Below are 22,425 nucleotides of genomic sequence, written 5' to 3'. Positions count from 1 at the left end.
GCGCCGCCGCCCGCTGCACTAGTCCTTCTGCCCGCCGTCTTGCTAGCGCCATCCCTGGCAGCAAACGTCGGCCGTTACGGGCTTCCTGCCCTTCACTTCAGAAGGACTAGTGCAGCGTGCGACGTCGCCCCGGAGGTCCGTCGCACACCGGATCGAGATCAAGAGCGAGAGCACGCGTGACCGCGAAGTCCTGGGTCATGTCCCTGCGCTCAGCCATGGCGTGAGCGAGCTCCCTGGAAATCGATGAACCATCAAGTCGCGCGTTCGGTAAGTACGCCCGATGCAATCGCTTCTGCCCTTGCTCTTGCTCGCGTGGCGGTGTGCGACGGACCTCCGGGGCGACGTCGCACGCACAGAGGGTTCTTTGGCAGTGGAGGCAGGAGGCCGGAACGGCCGACATAGGTGGTCAGGACGACGCTTCCTAGTCGGGCCAAAGAACCCTCTGTGTGGGCGGCGGCGCTGCCGGGAGGTCCCGGCGTGCGGCCCTTCGTGCGCAGGGCGCACGGCAGCGCCGTGACCATGCCACGGTGCAGAGATAGGAACGGGGGTCTCAGAGGAGGGTTTCGAAGGCGCCGCGGAGGCGTTTGTGGACGCGGGAGAGACTGCGCGGGTCGGGGCGGACCAGGACCGGGCGCGCCGTTTCGCACAGCAGGGGCAGGTCCCAGAAACTGTCGCTGTAGACCGCCGCGAACGGCGGATGGATGCCCCGGCGCGCCAGCGCCGCGATCTTGCGCGGACCGATCGTGTGCTCCTGCCCGATCCAGCCCCCGAAGGCCTGCTTCACCGACGAACCGACCACCGGCACGTCCGGCTGGCCCAGCGCCCGCCACAGCTCCCGCGCCAGGCTGGCCTCCGCCCCCGTGACGATCACCACCTCGTCGCCCGCCGCCAGGTGCGCGTGCAGGCGGCGCACCGCCGGCGGGATCAGCAGCTCGTCGCGGCGCATCGCACAGTCGCGCAGGAAGTCCTCGCGCGCCTCCACCAGCGCCTCCTGCGTGCGACCCACGGTCGCCAGCCAGGTGTAGAAGCTGGCCGGCAGCCACGCACTGCGCCACCAGGCGAAACCGGGCGCGAGGAAGGGGAAGCTCAGCCCGGCCGCGAGCCGGCGGAACGGATCGCTGCGCAGCTGGCCGCGCAGCCAGGATGCCGCACAGTCGCCCCGCACCAGGGTGCCGTCGAAATCGAACAGGACGGTCGTGGCGGGCATCGGCGGCTCAGGCGAACAGGCGCGCCAGCTCGGCGCCGGGATCGGGTGCCCGCATGAAGGCCTCGCCGACCAGGAAAGCGTGCACGCCGTTCCCGCGCATCAGCGCCACGTCGCCGGGCGTGGCGATGCCGCTTTCGGTGACCAGCAGGCGGTCGCCGGGCACGGCCTGCTTCAGGTCCAGCGTGGTCTGCAGCGTCACGTCGAAGGTGCGCAGGCTGCGGTTGTTGATGCCCACCAGCGGCGCCCCGACCTGCAGCGCCCGCTCGAGCTCGTCGATGTCGTGCACTTCCACCAGCACGTCCATGCCCAGGTCCATCGCCAGGTGCGACAGGTCGGCCAGGCGGGCGTCATCCAGCGCCGCGACGATCAGCAGGATGCAGTCGGCGCCCAGCGTGCGCGCTTCGTACACCTGGTAGGCGTCCACCGTGAAGTCCTTGCGCAGCGCCGGCAGCGTGCAGGCGCCGCGGGCCTGGACCAGGTACTCGTCGGCGCCCTGGAAGAAGTCGACGTCGGTGAGCACGGACAGGCAGGCGGCGCCGCCGCGCGCGTAGCTGGCGGCGATGTCGGCCGGGCGGAAGTCGGGACGGATCACGCCCTTGCTCGGGCTGGCCTTCTTCACTTCCGCGATCACGGCCGGCAGGCCGGCGGCGATCTTCGCCTGCAGGGCGGCGGCGAAACCGCGCGCGGGCGGCAGGCCCTCGCAGCGGGCGACGAGCTCGGCCAGCGGCACGCGCGCGGCGCGTTCGGCCACTTCTTCGGCCTTGCGGCGCAGGATGGTTTGCAGGATGTCGCTCATGGTCCTTCCTGGCGGACGGGGCCGCCGTAGGCGCGCTCGACTTTCGCCACGCGCAGTTCGAAATGCTGGTACCACTCGTTGCGCCCGCGCTCGCGCGCCAGCGTGTGTTCGCCGTGGCGGCGCCAGGCCTGGATCGCGGCCTCGTCGCGCCAGTAGCTGACGGTGATGCCCAGGCCGTCGGCGCCGCGCACGCTCTCCACGCCCAGGAAGCCGGGCTGCGCGGCCGCCAGTTCGACCATGCGGTCGGCGGTCGCGACATAGGCCGCGTCGCCGCCATCGGCCCGTTGGTTGGTGAAGATCACCGCGAAGTAAGGCGGTGGCGGCGTGGACGCGAACCCGGTGCCGGCCATGGCGCCCTACTTCCCGCCCAGGCGGCGGGTGGTGGCGACGAATTCATCGAGCTTGGCGCGCGCCTTGCCGGCGGCGATGACCTTGCGGGCCTGGTCGATGCCGTCGGCGATCGACACGGCGCGGCCGGCCGCGTAGAGCGCGGCACCGGCGTTGAGGGCGACGATTTCCTTGGGCAGGCCGTCCTTGCCGTCCAGCGCTTCCTTGAGCAGCGCCATCGACTCTTCCGAGTTCTCGACCCGCAGATTGCGGCTGGCCGCCATCGAGATGCCGAAGTCCTCGGGGTGGATCTCATACTCGATGACGTCGTCGCCGCGCAGCTCGCCGACCATGGTGGCGCCGCCCAGCGAGATCTCGTCCATGCCGTCGCGGCCCCAGACCACCAGGGCGCGCTTGGCGCCCAGCTTGCGCAGCACGCGCACCTGGATGCCGACCAGGTCGGGATGGAAGACGCCCATCAGGATGTTCGGGGCGCCGGCCGGGTTGGTCAGCGGACCGAGGATGTTGAAGATCGTGCGCACGCCCATTTCCTTGCGCACCGGGGCCACGTTCTTCATGGCCGGGTGGTGGATGGGCGCGAACATGAAGCCCATGCCGGTCTCGGCGATGCAGGCCGAGACCTGTTCGGGCTGCAGCTCGATCACCGCGCCCAGGGCCTCGAGCACGTCGGCGCTGCCGGACTTGGACGACACGCTGCGGTTGCCGTGCTTGGCGACCTTGGCGCCGGCCGCGGCCACCACGAACATGCTGGCGGTGGAGATGTTGAAGGTGTGGGCGCCGTCGCCGCCGGTGCCGACGATGTCGACGAAGTTGTGGGCGTCGGGCACCACCACCTTGGCGGCGAACTCGCGCATCACCCGCGCGGCGCCGGCGATCTCGCCGACCGTTTCCTTCTTCACGCGCAGGCCGGACAGGATCGCGGCCGTGACCACGGGCGAGACTTCGCCGCCCATGATCTGGCGCATCAGCCCGACCATCTCGTCGTGGAAGATCTCGCGGTTCTCGATGACGCGCTGCAGCGCGTCCTGCGGGGTGATCGTCATGCTCATGCGCTCTGTAGGCGGGCCTTCAGGCCCGGTCTCCCCGGATGAAGTTCCGGAGCATGTCGTGCCCGTGCTGGGTCAGGATCGACTCCGGGTGGAACTGCACGCCCTCGACCGCCAGGGTCTTGTGGCGCAGGCCCATGATCTCGTCGATCGAGCCGTCGGCGTGCTCGGTCCAGGCGGTGATCTCCAGGCAGTCCGGCAGGGACTCCCGGCGCACCACCAGCGAATGGTAGCGGGTGGCCTCGAACGGATCCGGCAGGCCGGCGAACACGCCGACGCCCCGGTGGCGGATCGGCGAGGTCTTGCCGTGCATGATCGTGCGCGCCCGCACCACCTCGCCGCCAAAGGCCTGGCCCAGGCTCTGGTGGCCCAGGCAGACGCCCAGGATCGGCACCTGGCCGGCCAGCTTCTCCAGCACCTCCAGCGACACGCCGGCCTCGTTCGGCGTGCACGGCCCGGGCGAAATGACGATGTGGTCGGGCTTGAGCGCGGCGATCTGGGCGACCGTCAGGTCGTCGTTTCGCACCACCTTCACGTCCTGCCCCAGCTCCCCGAAGTACTGCACGAGGTTGTAGGTGAAGCTGTCGTAGTTGTCGATCATCAACAGCATGGGGACACGGGCCTGGCCAATGGGCTGCCGAGTATAAGGCCCCGGGCGCTAGGGCGCCGCCACTTCCACCCGGTTGCGGCCGTTGCGCTTGGCCCGGTAAAGCGCATCGTCGGCGGCGGCCAGCAGGCGCTCGGGGGCCTTGAGCAGGTCACCCTGGCGCGACCAGAGCACGGCCACGCCAAGGCTGATGGTGACCGGCACGGCGTCGCGACCGACGGCGATGGGGCCGGCGCCCTCGATGGCCGCGCGCAGGCGCTCGGCCAGCGGCAGGGCCTCGGACATCGGCGTTTCCAGCGCCAGCACGGCGAACTCCTCGCCGCCGACGCGCGCCAGCAGGTCGCCGCCGCGCACCTGTTCCTCCAGCAGCATCGCCACCCGGCGCAGCACGGCGTCGCCGGCCGGGTGGCCGTAGGTGTCGTTGATGGCCTTGAAGTGGTCGATATCCATCGTGACCAGCGCCAGCGGCTTGCCCTTCTCGGCGCAGCGCGTCACTTCGCGCGCCAGCTGGTCGCCGAAGTGGCGGCGATTGGCGAGGCCGGTGAGGCCGTCGGTCATGGCCAGCACTTCGAGCTGGGCATTGGCGTCGCTCAACTCGACGGTCCGTTCGCGCACGCGCTGCTCGAGCTGCTGGGTCAGCGCGGTCAGCTCGCGCTCGTGCGTGGTCAGTTCCTCGACCAGGGCGCGCAGTGCGCCGGTCAGTTCGCGCGCCTCGCGGTAGCCGCGCTCGCGCGGGAAGCCCGCCTCGGGGTCGCCGGCCTGGATCCGCCGCGCGGCATTGGCCAGGGCCTGCAGCGGCTGTCCGATCTGCCGGGCCAGCACGAAGGCGACCAGCAGGAAGACCAGGGTCAGGGCGCCCGACACCAGCCAGATCTGCCGCCCCAGTTCGCTGACCGGGGCGAAGGCGACGTCGGCATCCATGCGCACCAACACCACCCAGCCCAGGCTGTCGAACAGCGGGCGCCCGCGGGTCTTGGCGAAGCCGGTGAGATAGGCCCGGCCGTCGGGCCAGTCCTCGAGCACGAAGCCCGAGGACCGCGCGCGGGACTGCGCGAAGCTGTCGAGCGCGACGGCCTGGTCGCGCCACCCCTTCGGGCCAAGCACGACCACCCCGTCCGCATTGAGCACGAACACCTCCACCGGATCATGCGCGACCAGGCTCTCCATCAGGTCCTGGCGCAGCCGCTCGGCCCAGTCCCAGGACAGGTGCGCGCCCATCACGCCCACCACCACGCCGAAGTCGTCGTGGACCGGCGCGGCCACGTCGATCAGCCGCAGCGGGCCGTCGCCCGAGGGCTGGATGTACTTCTGCAGGAGCACGGCATCGCGGATGTCGCCCACGAAAGGCTCGCGCAGGCCGGCCTTGAACCAGGGCCGCTCCGACATGCTCACGCCTTCGAGCAGGCCGCGGCTGGCCACCCGCACCTGGCCGTCCGCGCCGGTGATGCCGATCCACGCGTAGTCGGGGTAGGTCAGCTGCATCATGTCGAACATGGCCCGCAGGCTGTCCTGGTTCGCCGCCGGGTCGGCGATGCCGGGCAGCAGCGACATGGTGCGCATGTCGTTCAGTCGCTCGTACAGGCCCTCGTCCATGCGGTCGGCCAGGGCCACGGCGTTGCCGGCCAAGCGCAGGCCGATGTCTTCCTCGAGCTTGTCGCTGGCGGCGCTTTCCACCAGCACCGACAGCACGCCCACCAGCGCGATCGCCAGCAGGCCATAGCTCAGGCCGAGCCAGGCGCGCAGGCCGGCGCTGCGCGGCCGCAGGCGCTCGCCCAGTCGCTGCAGGAAACTGGCGCCGGACGCAGCCATCAGTCGGCGATCAGGAACACCGCGTAGATCTTGTCGTTGAAGGTGACATAGCCCGCGCGCAGCGAGACCGAGCGGTCGATGCGCGCGCCGGTGACCGTGATCGCGTCCAGTTGGCCAGAGGCCCTCGACCACTGGTAGCCCCCGGACCAGCTGCCTGGCTGGATGCCGTAGCTGAACTGCGGCGCCACGTCGGACACGCTGTAGACGCCCGCCAGGCGGACGCCGAAGGCCTTGGCCATTTCCTCGGCCTTGGCGCGGGTGGCGGCGATCGACTTCTCGCGCAGCGCCGCCTTCAGGGCCGCCTCCGAGGACAGCGCGGTGGTGATGCCCGACACCTGCAGCGACTTGGACGTTTCCAGCCCGCCGATGAAGGCCTCCAGCGCATCGAGGTCGGAGAAGCGTGCGCTGATGTCTCGGGACACGCCCATGCCTTCGTACACGTCCTCCTCGGACTTGGCGTCGTAGCGTTCGCGCGGCTCGATGTCCATCGAGGTCGCGATGATCTCGCCCTCGGGCACGCCGGCCTTTTCCAGGGCCTCGAGCACGCGGGCGACGCTGGCCTCGACCTTGCGCCGGGCGATGTCGGCGCTAGGATCGACCTCGTCGAAGGAGATCTTGATGCTGAAACGGTCGGGGATGGCCCGCGCCTCGGCTTCGCCGTAGACCAGCAGGTGGCGCTGCGGCGGCAGCGCGTTCATCTGGGCCGAGGCGGTGGTGGCGGCCAGGGCCAGCAGGGCCAGCAGGACGGTCTGGATCCGGTTCATCGGCAACTCCTTGTCTTGGCGGGGTCAGAGCCCGCCGGCGGCCTGGGCCACGGCACGGAACAGCGCGCGGCCCTTGTTCATGGTCTCGTCCCATTCCTTTTCGGGATCGGAGTCATGGACGATGCCGGCGCCGGCCTGCACGTGCAGGCGGCCGTCCTGGATCACGGCGGTGCGGATGGCGATGGCGGTGTCGGCGTCGCCCCACCAGTTGAGGTAGCCAACGGCGCCGGAATAGATGTTGCGCTTGACCGGCTCGAGCTCGCGGATGACCTCGAGCGCGCGGATCTTGGGCGCGCCGCTGACGGTGCCGGCCGGGAACGTGGCCTTGATGACCTCGGCGAAGCCGACGCCCGGCCGCACCTGCCCGCGCACTTCGCTGACGATGTGCATCACGTGCGAGTAGCGCTCGATGATGAAGCGGTCGGGCACGGTGACGCTGCCCGGCTCGGCGACGCGGCCGACGTCGTTGCGGCCCAGGTCGATCAGCATCAGGTGCTCGGCGCGCTCCTTCGGGTCGGCCAGCAGCTCGGCCTCGAGCGCGGCGTCGGCCTCGGCGGTGGCGCCGCGCGGGCGCGTGCCGGCGATCGGGCGCACGGTGATCTCGCCGCCCTGCAGGCGCACCAGGATCTCGGGCGAGCTGCCCACGACCTGGGTGCCGCCCAGGTCGAGGAAATACATGTAGGGCGACGGGTTCAGCGCCCGCAGCGCGCGGTAGACGTCGACCGGCCGTGCGCGGAACGGCACGCTCATGCGCTGGCTCAGCACCACCTGGAAGATGTCGCCGGCGCGGATGTATTCCTTCGACTTCTCCACCGCGGCCAGGAAGCCTTCCTTGGTGAAGCCGGACACGAAGTCCTGCTCGCTCAGCAGCGAGGGATCGAGCACGTCGGGGTAGCTGCGGCCGGAGTGGCGCAGGCGGTACACCAGCTCGTCGAGCCGGCGCACGGCCTTGGCATGGGCCTGCGGCTCGGCCGGGTCGGCGTGCACGATCAGGTACAGGCGGCCCTTGAGGTTGTCGAAGACCGCCACTTCCTCGCTCAGAAGCAGCAGCGCATCGGGCGAGCCGAGCTGGTCGGGCTTGGTGCCGCCGGCGAGGCGCTGCTCGATCCAGCCGATGGTCTCGAAGCCGAAATAGCCCACCAGGCCGCCGGTGAAGGCCGGCAGGTCGGGCATGCGCGGCACCTTGAAGGATTCGCGCAGGCGATCGACTTCGGCCAGCGGATCCTCGAGCTCGCGGGTCTCGGTGAGCTCGCCGTGCTCGCGCACTTCCAGGGTGTGGTCGCGGAAGGTGTAGGTGCGGCGCGCGGGCAGGCCGATGATCGAGTAGCGGCCCCAGGTCTCGCCGCCTTCGACCGATTCGAACAGGTAGGTGTGCGGGCCGTCGGCCAGCTTCAGGTACACCGACAGCGGCGTGTCGAGGTCCGACAGGACCTCGCGCACGACGGGGATGCGGTTATGGCCTTCGGCGGCCAGGCGCTTGAACTCTTCGGCGGAAATCACGGGGTGGACCCAGGCGGACAGGCGCCAAGTATAAACACGGCCCCTCCGCAGGAGGGCCTTCAGGCCCGAAGCCTTTCGCCGGAAAGCTTCGGGCCTGAAGGCCCTCCTGCGGGAGATCCGGGGATCAGCCGATGCCGCGCAGGTGCAACGTGAAGGCGACGCCGTCGCCGCCCGGCAGGTTGCGGGCCTCGGCGTGGCCGCGGTGCAGTTCGGTGATGAGCTTGGCGATGTGAAGGCCGAAGCCGAGATGGGTGCCGCCCTCGTGGCGCTGCGGCTTCGCGCGCAGGCTCACCAGCGAGTCGAACAGCCGCGACTGCATCGCCTCGGGCAGCAGCGGGCCGGCGTTGGCCAGCGTGATGTGCGCGCCCTCGGCGTCCGCCGCCAGCGACAGCCGCACCCAGCCCTCGGGCGGGCAGAAGCCGCGCGCGTTGTCGACCAGCTTGTCCAGCGCCTGCACCACCAGCTCCGGCGAGCCGTGCAGCGGCAGCGGCGCGTCGGGCAGGTCGAGGTGGAAGGCGCGCGGCGCCAGCAGCGCGCGGTAGCCCTCGGCGCAGTCGGCCAGCAGCGCGCGCAGGTCGAAGCGCTCGGCCTCGGCGGCGCTGATCGCGTGCTCGATGCGGGTCACTTCGCTCATCGTGCGCACCAGCGTGCCCATGCGCTCGATGCCGTCGCGGGCGCGGCCGACGTAGGGGCGCGCCTCCGCGGGCAGGTCGGCCGAGTCGAGGTTGTCGAGCGACGTGCGCACGATCGCCAGCGGCGTGTTCAGCTCGTGCGAGAGCTTGCCCGACAGCGATCGCAGGTAGTCGGTGTAGCCGGCGATCTGTTCGAGCAGGCTGGCGAAGCTGCGCGAGAGGTCGCCGACCTCGTCGCGCGCGGCGGTGACCGGGAAATGCGTGACCCGGCCCTCGCGATCCAGCGCCTGCTCGGCCGCGTCGCGCAGGCGGCGGATGCGCGAGCCCAGCCGCGAGGCGAACAGGAACAGCAGGCCGAACGAGGCCAGGAACACCACCAGGCTCACGCCCAGCAGGCCCGAGAACGCCCGGTCGGTGAGCAGCAGCACTTCCGAGTTCGAACGCTCGATCAGCAGGGCGGCGCGGACCTGGCCATCGACCCGCACCGGCACCGCCGCCGACAGCAGCAGGCGCGCGCCGGACGGATCGCGGCGCCAGGCGGTGCCGGGCTGGCCGGCGATGGCGCCGGCGACCTCGGTGCGCAGCACGCGGCGGGCATCGGCGGTGTCGTCGGCGGTGGGCAGGATGTCGCGGAACAGCAGCGCGCGGTACAGGCCGCGGCGCCAGGGCAGGAGGTCGTTCTCGGTGTCGTCGGCGCCCAGCGCACCGGCGCGCGCCATCACCCAGGCGGCGCGATCGGCCAGCACCACCCGCATGCCGGGCGGGGCCAGCGCCGCCAGCGTCGGCTCCAGGCCGCCGACATAGCCGTGCAGCGGCCGCAGCGCCAGCGCACCGCCCTCGTCCAGGGTGCCCGCGAGCCGGCGCTGGCCGGCGGCGTCGAGGTCGCGCGCCTCCACGCCCAGCGCACGCACCTCGAAGGCCTGCGGCAGCGCCAGTTCGATCGTGTAGCCCTCGGCGTGCTCGCGCCAGTAGCCCTCGATCCGGATCGGCGGCGGCAGCCCGTCCTCGCCGGCCACGCGCAGTGCGCCGGACTCGCTGTTGGCCAGGCGCAGGCGCAACTCGCCGGACGGGCCGGCGAGGCGCAGCCGCAGGCGGTCGAACTCCAGGTCGCCCGGCCAGTGCGCCTCGCCGCGCTGGCGGCTGGTGTCGCGCACGTCCAGCAGCAGGTGCAGGCGGTCATTGCTCCGCGCCAGGCTCAGGCGCAGCCAGGGCGACGGCGACCCGAACGCGTAGGGATCGACGGCGGCGCCCTGCCAGTCGCCGGCCTCGCCGTCCAGGCGCGGCGCATAGGCCAGCCGGTGCGCGAACCAGCCCTCGCCGGCGGGCGGCAGGCTGCCCGGCCGCACCGCCACCGCGCGGGCCAGGGCCTCGGCCGAGGCCAGCAGCGCCTGCTCCTGGCCCTGGCGCAGCAGGAACTCGAGCTGCTGCACGAACTTCCAGCCTGCCCACGGCAGCGCCAGCACCGACAGCGAAAGCAGCAGCAGCTTGCCGCGCAGGGTCACGTCAGGCGCGCCAGCGGTAGCCGGCGCCGTGCACGGTGTCGATCTCGTCGAAGGCCGGGTCCAGCGCCTGGAACTTCCGGCGGATGCGCTTGATGTGCGAGGTGATGGTGGCGTCGTCCACCACCACCTGGGCTTCGCGCATCAGCTGCTCGCGCGACTTCACGTGGCCGGGGTAGCGGACCATGGCGTGCACCATCCAGAACTCGGTGACCGTCAGCGCGACCTCGGCCGACTGCCAGCACACGCGCATGCGCTCGAGCTCCAGGGTCAGGCCGCGCAGGCGGAACACCGAGTCGCGCGCCTGCGGCGCCGCCAGCGAATCGAGCCGCCGGAACAGCGCGTGGATGCGCGCGGTGAGCTGCGGCAGGCTGGTGTCCTTGCTCAGGTAGTCGTCGGCGCCCAGCCGCAGGCCCGAGATCACGTCGAAGTCGGAATCGCGCGCGGTCAGGAACAGGATCGGCAGCGTCGCCGAGCGCGCGCGCAGTTCGCGGCACAGGTCGAAGCCACCCTCCGGCTCGTCGCCCAGGCCGACGTCGATGATCACCAGGTCGGGCAGCTTCAGCGCGAACGCGGCCTGGGCCTCGCCGCGGCTGGCGTGGGGCTGGACCGCGTAGCCGTGGCGGCGCAGGGCCTCGGCGTAGTTGGCGCGGATGGCGGGTTCGTCTTCGACGATGGCAACGGTGCGTGACATGGCGGCCAGCCTAGGCCAGCGCACGGGGCGGCGGCAATCGCCTGCCCGCAAATCGCCACAACTCGTCCGCGCCCTGCCCGATCCCGGCCCGGCTGCGGGCCGTCGGCGGGAATGAAATGGCAGCGTCCCCAAGGAGCACCGCCATGCACGCCCGAGAAACCCGCAAGCCCCGCCTCTTCCGTCGCCGCGCGGCGCCCCTGCAGCCGCTGATCTGGCTCTACCTGGTCGCCACCCTGGTGCTGGCGCTGGTGTTCGCCTGTGCGCCGGCCCGCGCCAGCGAGGTCGACCCGGAGCCCGAGCCGGAAGGCATGATGATGAAGATCGGCGACGAGTGGGTCGCCACGCTCGCCATGGACACCACGGTGGACATGCAGGTGCGCGGCCTGCTGGCCGAGGTCACGGTGCGCCAGACCTACCGCAACGACGCCAGCGAGTGGCGCGAGGGCCGCTACCTGCTGCCGCTGCCCGAGAACGGCGCGGTGGGCGCCCTGACCCTGCGGGTCGGCGAGCGCCTGATCGTCGGCGAGATCCACGAAAAGGCGGAAGCCGAGGCCATCTACCAGGCCGCGGCGGCCCAGGGCCAGCGCGCCAGCCTGGTGTCGCAGAACCGGCCGAACCTGTTCCAGACCGCGGTCGCCAACATCGGCCCCGGCGAGGAGATCGAGATCGAGGTGCGCTATTGGCAGCCGGTCGCCTTCCGCGACGGCGTCTTCTCGCTGCACCTGCCGCTGACGCTGACGCCGCGCTACGAGGGCGGCGAAGCCCGCTTCACCGCGCCGGATGCGGCCAGCCGCGCCGAGGCGCTGCCCACCGCCGACCGGGCCCAGGACCGCGGCAGTGCGCTGCCGCCGACCGTGGCGCTGAGCGTCGAGATCGAACCGGGCCTGCCGCTGCAGCGCGTCACCAGCCCCAGCCATGCGGTGACCGTGTCGGCCGAAGGCGGCACCTACCGGGCCACGCTGGACGCCCTGGTCGAGGCCAGCGACCGCGACTTCATCCTGCAGTGGGCGCCGGTGCCGAGCCGGTCGCCGCGCAGCGCCGTGTTCACCGACACCGTGGACGGCGAGTCCTTCGCGATGCTGATGCTGGTGCCGCCGACCCTGCCGGTGGCGCCGCTGCCGCGCGAACTGATCCTGGTGATCGACAACTCCGGCTCGATGTCGGGCGCGTCGATGGAACAGGCCATCGAGGCCGCCGATCGCGCGCTGTCCCGCCTGCGGCCGGGCGATCGCTTCAACGTGGTGCGCTTCGACGACAGCTTCGACCTGCTGTTCCCGGACGCGGTGCCGGCCGAGCCGGGCAACGTCGCCCGCGCCCGCAGCTTCGTGCGCTCGCTGCGCGCCGAGGGCGGCACCGAGATGCTGCCGGCCCTGCGCGCGGCGCTGGCCGGGCAGGCGCCCGCCGGCTTCCTGCGCCAGGTGGTGCTGGCCACCGACGCCGCGATCGGCAACGAGGACGAGCTGCTGCGCATGATCGAGACCGAGCGCGGTGAGTCGCGCCTGTTCCCGGTCGGCATCGGCAGCGCGCCCAACGGCCACTTCCTGCGCAAGGCCGCGGAGGCCGGCCGCGGCACCCAGACCCTGGTGCGCGACGTGCAGGAAGTCGCCGAAGTGATGGACGGGCTGCTGGCCAGGCTGGACCGTCCGGCCATGCGCGACATCGCGCTGGACTGGCCGGGCGCCGCCGAGATGCATCCGGCGCGTATCCCCGACCTGTACGAAGGCGAAGCGCTGCAGGTGGTGGCCCGCGTCGACCGGCTGCAAGGCGCGGTGACCGTGCGCGGCCTGCGCCCGCAGCCCTGGGTGCGGCAGCTGCCGCTGTCGGGCGGTGCACCGGCGCCGGGCGTCGGCCGGCTCTGGGCTCGCGCACGCATCGACACGCTGGAGGACGAACTGCGCCGCAGCGGCGACGAAGCCACCCTCCGCCCGCAGATCGTCGAGACCGCGCTGCGCCACGGCCTGGTCAGCCGCTTCACCAGCCTGGTCGCGGTCGACAAGACGCCGGCGCGCCCGCAGGACGAAGCGATGGGCAGCACCCGGATGATGAACGCGACGCCGGACGGCTCCCTGCAGTTCGCGCAAGGCAGCCTGGGCTGGCTGCGCGAGCTGCTGCTGGCGGCGGTGCTGGCCCTGGCCTCCCTGCTGCTGCTGCGCGCGAGGGCCTGAGCCATGGCCACCCGCCTGCTGGCCTGGATCGCCTGCACTGCCCTGCTCTGCCTCCTGCGCGATCCCGCGCAGGCCTGACCCCCCGGAGGTTTGCCATGGTCCTGATCGTCGAACGTCGTGATCTTTCCCCGCTGCCCGCGCTGCCGCCGGTGCCCGATCCGGGCCCGCGCTCGACCGAATGCGCGCTGCGCCACATGCACTGGCACTTCGTGCCCACCGACGCCAGCCCGCTGCTGCGGCGCCGGCCCTTCCCCCTGGTTTCCCCGCGGACGGCGCAGGAGGCGCCGTGATTTCGATGTTCGCCAGCCAGGCATCACGGATGCACCCTCGGGACAAGGAAGTCCCACCACCGGCGCGCCGTCGCTGGCTGGGCCGGGGGCTGATGCTCGCCGCGCTGGCGCTGGGCGGCCACGCCGCCTGGCTGCCGGCCAAGGCACTGCTGGCGCAACAGCTGCTCGACCAGGCCTGGACCGGGCGCGTCGCCGACGGCGGCGCGCACCGGCCCTGGCCCTGGGCCGACACCCATCCGGTGGCGCGGCTGCACGCGCCCCGGCTGGGGGTCTCGCAGGTCGTGCTGGCCGGCGACGCCGGCCGGCCGCTGGCCTTCGGACCTGGCTGGGCGGAATCGAGCGCCGTACCCGGCGCGCCGGGCACGACCATCATTAGCGGCCATCGCGACACGCACTTCGCCTGGCTGCGCGATGTGCGCGACGGCGATTGGGTCTCGCTGGAAACCGGCGACGGCCTCCGCCGCTACCGGGTGACCGCACGCGACGTGGTGGATTCACGCACCACCCGCATCGCCACGTCGGGCACCGACCAACTGGTCCTCGTCACCTGCTGGCCCTTCGACGCCACCGCCCCGCGGGGGCCCCTGCGCTACGTCGTGACCCTCGCTCCGATGTGAGGGGCGTGATTCAACGCGGATCAGAGCGGATCAAAGCCGATAAAGGCGGATAAAGCCAAAGGAGGTTGAGAGCGAGGGCTTGGCGCAGATCCCTCCGGACAGCAACAAAAAAGGGGTCAGAGTGCATTTCCGTTTGAAACGGAAATGCACTCTGACCCCTTTTCGTGCCTTTCGTGCTTTTCGAATTGCGCTGAAGCGCGTGGGTCGCGATCGCCCCCACCCGCGCTTAAACCTTCTTGTATCCGCTCTTATCGGCTTTGATCCGCTCTGATCCGCGTTCAGACGCTTACCCCCTCCTGACGGAGCCAACCGCCTCGCGCATGCGCGCGATGACACCGGCATAGTCAGGCGCGTTGAAAATCGCCGACCCCGCGACGAAGGTGTCGGCGCCGGCCGCGGCGATGGCGGCGATGTTGTCGGCCTTGACGCCGCCGTCGATCTCGAGCCGGATCGGCTTGCCGAGCTTGTCGATGCGGTCGCGCACGCGCTTGAGCTTGTCCAGCGCCGACGGGATGAAGGCCTGGCCGCCGAAGCCGGGATTCACCGACATCAGCAGCACCAGGTCGAGTTCGGGCAGCACGTAGTCCAGCACGTCCAGCGGCGTCGCCGGGTTCAGCACCAGGCCGGCCTGGCAGCCCTGGGCCTTGATCAGCTGGATCGTGCGGTGCACGTGCTCGCTGGCTTCGGGGTGGAAGCTGATGACGCTGGCGCCGGCGGCGGCGAAATCGGGGACGATGCGGTCCACCGGCTTCACCATCAGGTGCACGTCGATCGGCGCGGTGACGCCGTGCTTGCGCAGCGCCTCGCAGACCAGCGGGCCGATGGTGAGGTTGGGGACGTAGTGGTTGTCCATCACGTCGAAGTGCACCCAATCGGCGCCGGCGGCCAGCACGGCATCCACTTCTTCGCCCAGCTTGGCGAAATTGGCCGACAGGATGGACGGGGCGATGATGCAGTTCGACATGGCGGGATCCGACAGCGGCGGGCGCGGCCCGCGGACGGCCCATTCTAGCGGCCGGCGTCCACGGTCGCTGCAGGTGCATCCGCGGTCCTGCCGGCGCGCGTAAAGGCAGGGGTCGATATCGGTTCGACGCCCCCCACCCCTGCCCCAGGAGTCCCGCCATGAAGACCCCCCTCGCCCTGCTCGTCAGCCTCGGCCTCGGTGCCGCGGGCGCCGCCCACGCCCAATCGGGCTGGAACGGCGCCTACGTCGGCGGCCATGCCGGCCCGTCCACCCAGTCCGACGCCCGCGGTGAAACCATCCTGTTCGACACCGACCTCGACGGCGCCTTCGGCGACACCGTGCGCACGTCCGCCGGTGCGGACGCGTTCTCGCCCGGGTTCTGCGGCGGCAGCGCCAACGGACCGACCCCCGCCGACGGCTGCCGCGACAACGAGGACGACGACAACGTCGACTTCGGCCTGCGCCTTGGCTACGACTGGCAGGACGGCGCGCTGGTCTACGGCGTGCTGGGCGAAGTCTCCCGCGGCGGCCTGTCCGACAGCGTCACCGCCTTCAGCACCACGCCGGCCTTCTACGCCATGCGCCGCGAGCTCGACACCAGCTACGCCGTGCGCGGCCGCGTGGGCTTGAGTTTCGGCGACGACCGCAACCTGCTCTACGCCACCGCAGGCTACGCCTGGGCGTCGGTCAGCAATGACTTCAGCACCAGCAACGGCGTGAACACCTTCGTCGCCAACGGCGACAGCGACGCGTCCGGCGCGCAGTACGGCCTGGGCTACGAGCGTCGGGTCGGCGACGCGTTCACGGTGGGCCTGGAGTACCTGCGCTCGGACCTCCGGGACGGGGATTACCGCGTGCGCGCGCAGGGTCCCGCGGCCGCGACCAATCCCTTCCTGCTGGTCAATCCCGACGGCACCGACTTCCGGCGCGGCAATCGCGACTTCGAGGTCCAGAGCGTGCGGCTGACGCTGAACTACCGGTTCTGAGCACGGCGACGTCGCAAGGGGGCCGGCCCTTCCCCTGGGGTCGGCCTACTTGCGGCGTTGCTTCTGGACGCGTTCGTAGGCGGCATTGATCTGGCGCGCCTTTTCCTCGGCCTGCTCGCGCAGGTCGGGGGCGACGCCGCCGAGCCGGTCGGGGTGGTACTGGGCGATGAGGCGGCGGTAGGCGCGCTCGAGTTCGCCGTCGCTGGCGTCGGGGGTCAGGCCCAGCACTTCGTAGGGATCGTCCCGGGTCGTGCGGAACCAGTCCGCGTCCAGCGCATGGCCCAGCACCAGGCCCAGCGCCGCGCCGGCGGGGTGCCTGACCAGCAGCCAGCCGGCCACGAAGCCGAGCAGCTTGCCGTACCACCTCATGGCGAGGTCCGTCCCTTGAAGCCGGGCTGGGCGGCGTACCAGGCCGCCAGCGCCTCGATGTCGCGCGGCTGCAGCGCATTGGCCAGGCTGGTCATCGGCACCTGCTGGCGCTTGCCGCTGCGGTAGTCGGCCAGCGAACGCTCCAGGTACAGCCGGTCCTGGCCGCCGATGTGCGGGGTGCCGGGCGCACGGCCGGTGCCGTCCTCGCCGTGGCAGGCGACGCACAGGCCCAGCTTCGCGGGCCGGGCGGGCAGGTCGGGCGCCGGCGCGGCGGCCGCGAGGTTGGCGAGCAGGAGCAGGGCGGTCGGAGTCATGGGCCGGATTCTAGCAGCGGGTCCGCCGAACCCGGCGTCAAGGCGCGGCCGGGCGACTTACAATGGCGCCCTCCCCCGTGCCCGCGAGCCCGCCGTGCCCACCACCCTGCACACCTCCGACCTGCCCGGCCTGACCCTGCTCCATCGCGGCAAGGTCCGCGACGTCTACGAGCTGCCGGGCAACCGCCTGCTGATGGTCGCCACCGACCGCCTCTCGGCCTTCGACGTGGTGCTGCCCGACCCGATCCCGGGCAAGGGCGAGATGCTGTGCCAGATCAGCAACTTCTGGTTCGACAAGACCGCGCACCTGGTGCCCAACCACCTCACCCACGAGGACGTGGCCGGCGTGCTGCCGGCCGGCGTCGATCCGGCCCTGTACGCCCGGCGCGCGGTGGTAACCAAGCGCCTCAAGCCCGTGCCGGTGGAGGCCATCGCCCGTGGCTACCTGATCGGCAGCGGCTGGAAGGACTACCAGCGCAGCGGCGCGCTCTGCGGCATCGCCCTGCCGGCCGGCCTGCAGCAGGCGCAGCAGCTGCCGGAACCGATCTTCACGCCGTCCACCAAGGCGGCGGTGGGCGACCACGACGAGAACGTCAGCTTCGCCCACGTGGTCTCGCTGGTCGGCGCCGACCTGGCGATGCAGGTGCGCGACGCCACCCTGGCGATCTACCGGTTCGCGGCCGAATACGCGCTCGGTCGCGGCATCATCATCGCCGACACCAAGCTCGAGTTCGGCCTGGACGAGCACGGCGTGCTGCACGTGATGGACGAGATGCTGACGCCCGACTCCTCGCGCTTCTGGCCCGCCGACCAGTACCGGGTCGGCAGCAGCCCGCCGAGCTACGACAAGCAGTTCGTGCGCGACTACCTCGAGACCCTGGACTGGGACAAGACCGCCCCCGGCCCGCGCGTGCCCGCCGACGTCATCGAGGGCACCCGCCGCAAGTACGCCGAGGCGCTGGACCGGCTGGCCGACCTGCGCCTGGACTGATGCCGGGCCCCGGGGCCGGGGCTATGATGGGGCGTCAAAGCCCCACCGGAGACTGGCCATGGCGACTTCCCCCGACCTTGCCGACACGATCGACCCGCGGCGTCCCGTCGACCGCTGGCTGTCGAGCTATTCGGGCGACCACGTCCATCCCACCAACCAGGTCATCCACCTGCTTTGCGTGCCCGCCATCGTCTGGTCGGTGACGGCCCTGCTGTGGGTGATCCCGGTGCCGCTGACGCTGGTGAACCAGGGCGCGTGGATGGCGGTGGGCATGTTCCTGGCCTGGGCCTGGTACTGGCGACTGTCGCGGCCGCTGGCCATCGGCATGCTGGTGGTGTTCGTCGCCTTCGGCTTCCTCAACCGCGCGCTGTGGCAGGCGCTGGGGTCGGGCGGGCTGCTGTGGCTGGCGATCGGCGTGTTCGTGGTCGCCTGGATCGGGCAGTTCATCGGCCACAAGATCGAAGGCCGCAAGCCGAGTTTCCTCACCGACCTGAGCTACCTGCTGGTGGGCCCGCTTTGGACCCTCGACAAGCTCTACCGCAAGCTCGGCTGGGCGCACTGAGCCACGCCCTTTGCAGGAGGGCCTTCAGGCCCGAAGCTTTTTGGCGAAAAGCTTCGGGCCTGAAGGCCCTCCTACAGATAGGGATCGCGGGAAGGAAAACGGGCGCCCTTGGGCGCCCGTTTCCGTGTTGCCGTCGCGACGGGATCAGCCGCCCATCGCCGCGGCGCCCATGCCCATGGCCGCCATCAGGATGCCCAGGCCAATGCCGGCAATGATGCCGATCACGACCATGGCCACCAGATACAGCAAGGCCACCAGGCAGGAACGGCCGTAGCCGATCGCCTGGCCATCCGGCGCCTTGATCATCAGGTTGATGAAGAACGCGTTGATGAACAACGAGGCCACCAGGCCAATGGCCATCACGCCAAGCGAGCCCATCATGGCGCCCGCCATCGCGGCTTCGTCAGTGCCCATCACGCTCGGGTCGGGCATGCCGGAGCCCACCACGGAGGCCAGCACGATGTTGATGATGAAGCCAACCACGCCGGCCAGGAACACCACCAGCACCGACTTGCCGAAGCCAGGCGAGAAACCCTGCAGCAAGCGCACGCTGAACTTCAGGATAAGGCCGGCGACCAACAGGCCGACCACCATCGCTACTGCGAAGATCACCAGGATCATGCCCCCCAGGGCAGCCATCTGTTCCATTGAAACTCTCCCCATTGGATACTTGTGCGCGTGATGCGCCCGCCGACTCTGCCCGAGCCGGGCGCATGCGGCAACCCAGTCCCGCCGGCACCGCCGGCCCTCTTCGCCGCCGACCCGGAATCGCCGATGCCTTTACGCGACCTCGTCCTTGCGCTGCTGGTCTGCCTGGCCTGGGCCGGCAACTTCCTGGCGTCCGCGCTGTCGCTGCGCGAGATGCCGCCGCTGCTGTTCACCGGCCTGCGCCTGCTGCTGCTGGCCTTGCTGCTGGGCGCGTTCCTGCGGCGCCCCGGTCCCGGCCAGTGGCCGCGGCTGGTGGCCACCGCGCTGTGCATGGGCGTGCTGCACTTCGGCCTGAGTTTCTGGGCGATCAAGCTGGCGGGCGACCTGTCCTCGCCGGCCATCGTGATGCAGAGCTACGTGCCGATGTCGGTGCTGCTGGCCTGGCTGCTGCTGGGCGAGCGCTTCGCCTGGCGCACGGGCGCGGCGGTGGCGCTGAGCTTCGGCGGCGTGCTGGTGCTGGGCTTCGATCCGCTGGTGCTCGACAACCCCGCGTCGCTGGTGCTGATGCTGGTGTCGGCCTTCTTCCTGGCCGTGGGCACGGTGCTGATGCGCGGGCTGGGCGGCGTCGACCGCTACGGCATGCAGGCCTGGACGGCCGTGCTGGGCGTCGGCCCGATGCTGGCGCTGAGCCTGTGGCTCGAGCCCGGCGGCTTCGCGGCGCTGTCGGGCTTCAGCGGGCAGGCCTGGTTCGGAGTGGCCTACGCGGCGATCGTGGCCTCGCTGCTCGGCCACGGGCTGTACTACTCGCTGCTGCAGCGCCACGCCGTGGCCCAGGTGATGCCGTGGCTGCTGTTGACCCCGGTGTTCGCCGTTGCACTGGGCGTACTGGCCTGGGGCGACCGCCCGGGACCGAAGCTGTGGCTTGGCGGCGCGATGACGCTGGCCGGCATCCTGCTGATCGCCCTGTGCAGCCGGGCCAAGGCCCGCCCCCTTCCCCCGCCCGAAGAGCTCTGATCGCGCCGCGCGGGCGCCGTGCGCACGCGCCCTGCAGACGACTGCGGCTGGAAAAAGAGAAGGCGGGCCGAAGCCCGCCTTCTGGCCTTGCCGGGAGCGCCGCGGTCAGAGCTTGGCGGTCCAGGTGTCCTTCTCGCCCGGGCGCAGCAGCCAGCGGCACAGCGCCGGCAGGAAGATGATCGCCGCCAGCATGTTCACCACGAACATGAAGGTGAGCATGATGCCCATGTCGGCCTGGAACTTCAGGTCGGAGAAGATCCACATCGCCACGCCCACGGCCAGCGTCAGCGCCGTGTAGAAGATCGCGATGCCGGTCGTCTTGAGCGCCACGAAGTAACTCTCGGCGACCGTGCGGCCCTGGAGCATCGACTCCCGCATGCGCGCGAAGATGTAGATGCCGTAGTCGACGCCGATGCCCACGCCCAGCGCCACGACGCACAGCGTGTTGACCTTCATGCCGATGTCCAGCTCGACCATCAGCGAATGGCCCAGTTCGGTCACCAGCACCAGCGGCAGCAGCACGCACAGCGCCGCCAGCGGGTTCTTGAAGCTGAGCCAGCACATCACGAACACCGCCGCGTACAGCAGGTACAGGATCATGTGCTCGGATTCGCGCACCGTGTCGTTGGTGGCCGCGGCGACGCCGACGTTGCCGGTGGCCAGCCGCAGGTTCACCTGGTCCGAACTGAAGTTCGGGTCGGCGGCGGCCTGCTCGGCCAGCTGCAGGCGCAGGTTGCCGGGCACGTAGGCGTCGTTGGCCTCGCGGAAGGCCTTCACCGCATCGACCACGCGGTCGATGGTGGTGGCCTGGTGGTCGGAGGTGAAGATAGTGATCGGGATCGCGCTGCAGTCGGCGTTGAGCAGGCCCGAGTCGGTCTCGAAGCTCTGGGTTGCCTGGCGCAGGGTGTCCGGGTCACGCGGCAGGATGCGCCAGCGCACCGAGCCGTCGTTCCAGCCGGCGTTGACGATCTTGGCGGCGGCCGGCAGCGTGATCACCTGCTCGACGCCCTCGACGTTCTCCATGTGCCAGGCGAACCGGTCGATGGTCTCCATGGCGTTGAAGCTGGTGGTGCAGGCCGAAGGCGCCGCCTCGGCGATCACGTTCATGATGTCCACGCCCAGCGCGAAGCGCTCGGCGATCAGCACCGCGTCCTGGTTGTAGCGGGCGTCCGGGCGCAGCTCGGCCACGCCCTTCTGGGCATCGCCGATCATCACCTTGTTGCCGTGCTGCCAGGCGAAGAACCAGACCACGGCGCCGATGACGATCACCACCGCGGCCGGGCCGGGCTTGGAGAGGCGCGACAGCGCCGCCCAGATCTTGTCGAAGCGCGTGAGCTGGCGCAGGCGGAACTCGCGCTTGCGGTCGATGTTGCGCAGGCGGGTGTAGCTCAGCAGCACCGGCAGCAGCACGAGGTCGGTGAGGATGGTCAGCGCCACGCCGACCGTGGCGGTGATCGCCAGCTCGCGCACCATGTCGATGGGGATGACCATGATCGCGCCGAAGCCTATGCAGCCAGCGATCAGGGCCACGGTGCCCGGGACCAGCAGCATGCGGAAGGACAGGCGCGCGGCCTCGAGCGGCTCGACCGCATCCTTGGACCGGGCGCGCAGCTCCTCGACCGTGCCCTCTTCCAGCCCGCCGAAGAAGATCTCGCCGCGGAAGCGGTTGATCATCTGCTCGCCGTGGCTGACCGCGATGGCGAAGATCAGGAAGGGCGTGAGCATGTTCATCGGGTCGATGCCGAAGCCCATGAGCTTGAGCGCGCCCAGCATCCAGACCACCGACACCAGGGCCGCGGCCACGGTGAGAGAGGCCAGCTTGCCCGAGGTGGAGTACAGGAACAGCAGCAGCCAGGTGAAGGCGATGGTGACCGCGAAGAACTTGATGACCGAGCGGGCGCCGTCGCTGATGTCGCCGACGACCTTGGCGAAGCCGATGATGTGGACGCTGTGGTTCTCGTCCTCGTATTTGGTGCGGATGGCCTCGAACTGGTCGGCGACGGCCTGGTAGTCGACCTTGTTGACGTCGCTTTCCGGGATCAGGTCGGCCCAGATCATGGCGCCGGACCAGTCCTTGGCGACCAGGCGGCCGACGATGTTGGCCTTGACGATGTTGCCGCGGATGGCCTGGAAATCCTCGGGCGTCGAGGTGAAGCCCTCGACGTTCGGGGTGAAGGTCTGCGGGATGACGTTGCCGCCCGACAGGCCGTCCTCGACCACTTCGATGAAGCGCACGTTCGGCGTGAACAGCGAACGCGAACGGGCGTCGTCGGTGGACTCGAGGTTGATGACGTCGTTGGTGATGTTCTCCAGGGTCTTCATGAACTCCTGGTCGAACATGTCGCCATCCTTCGCGATCACGGCGACCAGGACGCGATTGGCACCGCCGAACTCGGCCTCGTAGTCCTGGAAGGTCTGCATGTACTCGTGCTGCAGCGGCACCTGTTTCTTGAAGCCCGCGTCCACCTTCAGCTGCGAGGCGAAGTAAAGCATCGCCAGGGTGATCGCCGTGAAGACGATGAGGATCAGCGGCCGGTTGCCGAAGACGAGGTTCTCGGCGAAGCGGGCGAAGGGACCGGGTTGGGCGTTGGGCAGGCTCATTG

At 70.7% G+C, this 22,425-nt stretch carries 22 protein-coding genes; 7 read left to right on the top strand and 15 right to left on the bottom strand.

Features of this window, described 5'->3' with window-relative positions; genetic code table 11:
• Positions 1 to 550 precede the first annotated feature (550 nt).
• From VFQ84_RS03020 to pdsR, 10 genes are all read right to left on the bottom strand, one after another.
• Positions 551 to 1,207 (bottom strand): HAD family hydrolase, encoded by a 657-nt coding sequence (locus tag VFQ84_RS03020; protein ID WP_325129082.1) that lies wholly within the window; start codon positions 1,205 to 1,207, stop codon positions 551 to 553.
• Between the two features lie 7 nt (positions 1,208 to 1,214).
• A complete protein-coding gene (gene trpC, locus VFQ84_RS03015; RefSeq protein ID WP_325129080.1) occupies positions 1,215 to 2,003 on the bottom strand; it encodes an indole-3-glycerol phosphate synthase TrpC in 789 nt (262 codons plus the stop codon).
• Positions 2,000 to 2,353 (bottom strand): antibiotic biosynthesis monooxygenase, encoded by a 354-nt coding sequence (locus tag VFQ84_RS03010; protein ID WP_325129078.1) that lies wholly within the window; start codon positions 2,351 to 2,353, stop codon positions 2,000 to 2,002. Before VFQ84_RS03010 ends, trpC begins: the two co-directional genes overlap by 4 nt.
• A 6-nt stretch (positions 2,354 to 2,359) precedes the next feature.
• Positions 2,360 to 3,394, bottom strand: a complete 1,035-nt coding sequence (trpD, locus tag VFQ84_RS03005; protein WP_325129076.1) for an anthranilate phosphoribosyltransferase — start codon at positions 3,392 to 3,394, stop codon at positions 2,360 to 2,362.
• Positions 3,395 to 3,419: 25 nt separating this feature from the next.
• Positions 3,420 to 4,007: an aminodeoxychorismate/anthranilate synthase component II gene (locus VFQ84_RS03000; RefSeq protein WP_325129074.1), complete on the bottom strand. Its 588-nt coding sequence runs from the start codon at positions 4,005 to 4,007 to the stop codon at positions 3,420 to 3,422.
• 48 nt (positions 4,008 to 4,055) lie between these two features.
• Complete coding sequence (locus VFQ84_RS02995; RefSeq protein ID WP_325129072.1) at positions 4,056 to 5,813, bottom strand: diguanylate cyclase; 1,758 nt, start codon at positions 5,811 to 5,813, stop codon at positions 4,056 to 4,058.
• Entirely contained in the window at positions 5,813 to 6,577 is a 765-nt protein-coding gene (locus VFQ84_RS02990; protein WP_325129070.1) for an SIMPL domain-containing protein, read from the bottom strand. The genes VFQ84_RS02995 and VFQ84_RS02990 overlap by 1 nt, the downstream gene beginning before the upstream one ends.
• Positions 6,578 to 6,601: 24 nt before the next feature.
• On the bottom strand, positions 6,602 to 8,077 hold the full coding sequence (gene trpE / locus VFQ84_RS02985; RefSeq protein ID WP_325129068.1) for an anthranilate synthase component I: 1,476 nt from the start codon (positions 8,075 to 8,077) through the stop codon (positions 6,602 to 6,604).
• Positions 8,078 to 8,201: 124 nt separating this feature from the next.
• A complete protein-coding gene (locus VFQ84_RS02980) occupies positions 8,202 to 10,211 on the bottom strand; it encodes an ATP-binding protein (protein WP_325129066.1) in 2,010 nt (669 codons plus the stop codon).
• Position 10,212: 1 nt separating this feature from the next.
• Entirely contained in the window at positions 10,213 to 10,902 is a 690-nt protein-coding gene (gene pdsR / locus VFQ84_RS02975) for a proteobacterial dedicated sortase system response regulator (protein WP_325129064.1), read from the bottom strand.
• Between the two features lie 143 nt (positions 10,903 to 11,045).
• Here pdsR and VFQ84_RS02970 point away from each other — a divergent pair, with 143 nt between their 5' ends.
• The 3 genes from VFQ84_RS02970 to VFQ84_RS02960 all read left to right on the top strand — a co-directional run bounded on the left by VFQ84_RS02970 (position 11,046) and on the right by VFQ84_RS02960 (position 13,974).
• Positions 11,046 to 13,067, top strand: coding sequence for a marine proteobacterial sortase target protein (locus tag VFQ84_RS02970; protein WP_325129062.1), 2,022 nt, complete (start codon positions 11,046 to 11,048; stop codon positions 13,065 to 13,067).
• Between the two features lie 95 nt (positions 13,068 to 13,162).
• Positions 13,163 to 13,357 (top strand): hypothetical protein, encoded by a 195-nt coding sequence (locus tag VFQ84_RS02965; RefSeq protein ID WP_325129060.1) that lies wholly within the window; start codon positions 13,163 to 13,165, stop codon positions 13,355 to 13,357.
• A gap of 29 nt (positions 13,358 to 13,386) precedes the next feature.
• Positions 13,387 to 13,974: a class GN sortase gene (locus VFQ84_RS02960; RefSeq protein ID WP_325129058.1), complete on the top strand. Its 588-nt coding sequence runs from the start codon at positions 13,387 to 13,389 to the stop codon at positions 13,972 to 13,974.
• A gap of 286 nt (positions 13,975 to 14,260) precedes the next feature.
• On the opposite strand, the gene rpe is transcribed toward VFQ84_RS02960, so the two are convergent.
• Positions 14,261 to 14,938 (bottom strand): ribulose-phosphate 3-epimerase, encoded by a 678-nt coding sequence (rpe, locus tag VFQ84_RS02955; protein ID WP_325129056.1) that lies wholly within the window; start codon positions 14,936 to 14,938, stop codon positions 14,261 to 14,263.
• A 158-nt stretch (positions 14,939 to 15,096) separates the two neighbouring features.
• On the opposite strand from rpe, the gene VFQ84_RS02950 reads away from it, so the two are divergent.
• Complete coding sequence (locus tag VFQ84_RS02950) at positions 15,097 to 15,924, top strand: outer membrane protein (protein WP_325129054.1); 828 nt, start codon at positions 15,097 to 15,099, stop codon at positions 15,922 to 15,924.
• Positions 15,925 to 15,969: 45 nt separating this feature from the next.
• Here VFQ84_RS02950 and VFQ84_RS02945 read toward each other — a convergent pair whose 3' ends face one another.
• Both VFQ84_RS02945 and VFQ84_RS02940 read right to left on the bottom strand, forming a co-directional pair.
• Positions 15,970 to 16,293, bottom strand: a complete 324-nt coding sequence (locus VFQ84_RS02945; protein ID WP_325129052.1) for a J domain-containing protein — start codon at positions 16,291 to 16,293, stop codon at positions 15,970 to 15,972.
• Complete coding sequence (locus VFQ84_RS02940; protein WP_325129050.1) at positions 16,290 to 16,607, bottom strand: c-type cytochrome; 318 nt, start codon at positions 16,605 to 16,607, stop codon at positions 16,290 to 16,292. The genes VFQ84_RS02945 and VFQ84_RS02940 overlap by 4 nt, the downstream gene beginning before the upstream one ends.
• Before the next feature lie 94 nt (positions 16,608 to 16,701).
• On the opposite strand from VFQ84_RS02940, the gene VFQ84_RS02935 reads away from it, so the two are divergent.
• Both VFQ84_RS02935 and VFQ84_RS02930 read left to right on the top strand, forming a co-directional pair.
• Positions 16,702 to 17,598 (top strand): phosphoribosylaminoimidazolesuccinocarboxamide synthase, encoded by an 897-nt coding sequence (locus tag VFQ84_RS02935; protein ID WP_325129048.1) that lies wholly within the window; start codon positions 16,702 to 16,704, stop codon positions 17,596 to 17,598.
• 58 nt (positions 17,599 to 17,656) lie between these two features.
• Positions 17,657 to 18,160, top strand: a complete 504-nt coding sequence (locus VFQ84_RS02930) for a DUF962 domain-containing protein (protein WP_325129046.1) — start codon at positions 17,657 to 17,659, stop codon at positions 18,158 to 18,160.
• Between the two features lie 144 nt (positions 18,161 to 18,304).
• On the opposite strand, the gene VFQ84_RS02925 is transcribed toward VFQ84_RS02930, so the two are convergent.
• Positions 18,305 to 18,808, bottom strand: a complete 504-nt coding sequence (locus VFQ84_RS02925) for a hypothetical protein (RefSeq protein WP_325129044.1) — start codon at positions 18,806 to 18,808, stop codon at positions 18,305 to 18,307.
• Between the two features lie 126 nt (positions 18,809 to 18,934).
• Here VFQ84_RS02925 and VFQ84_RS02920 point away from each other — a divergent pair, with 126 nt between their 5' ends.
• Positions 18,935 to 19,822 carry a DMT family transporter gene (locus VFQ84_RS02920; protein WP_325129042.1) on the top strand — a complete coding sequence of 296 codons (888 nt, stop codon included), beginning with the start codon at positions 18,935 to 18,937 and terminating at the stop codon, positions 19,820 to 19,822.
• A gap of 105 nt (positions 19,823 to 19,927) precedes the next feature.
• Here the strand turns inward: VFQ84_RS02920 and VFQ84_RS02915 are convergent, their stop codons facing one another.
• Positions 19,928 to 22,423, bottom strand: a complete 2,496-nt coding sequence (locus VFQ84_RS02915; protein WP_325129040.1) for an efflux RND transporter permease subunit — start codon at positions 22,421 to 22,423, stop codon at positions 19,928 to 19,930.
• Between the last annotated feature and the right edge of the window lie 2 nt (positions 22,424 to 22,425).

Origin of the sequence: Arenimonas sp., assembly GCF_035721105.1 — a bacterium.
Classification (GTDB): Bacteria; Pseudomonadota; Gammaproteobacteria; order Xanthomonadales; family Xanthomonadaceae; genus Arenimonas.
This window is presented reverse-complemented; position numbering and strand designations above follow the sequence as displayed.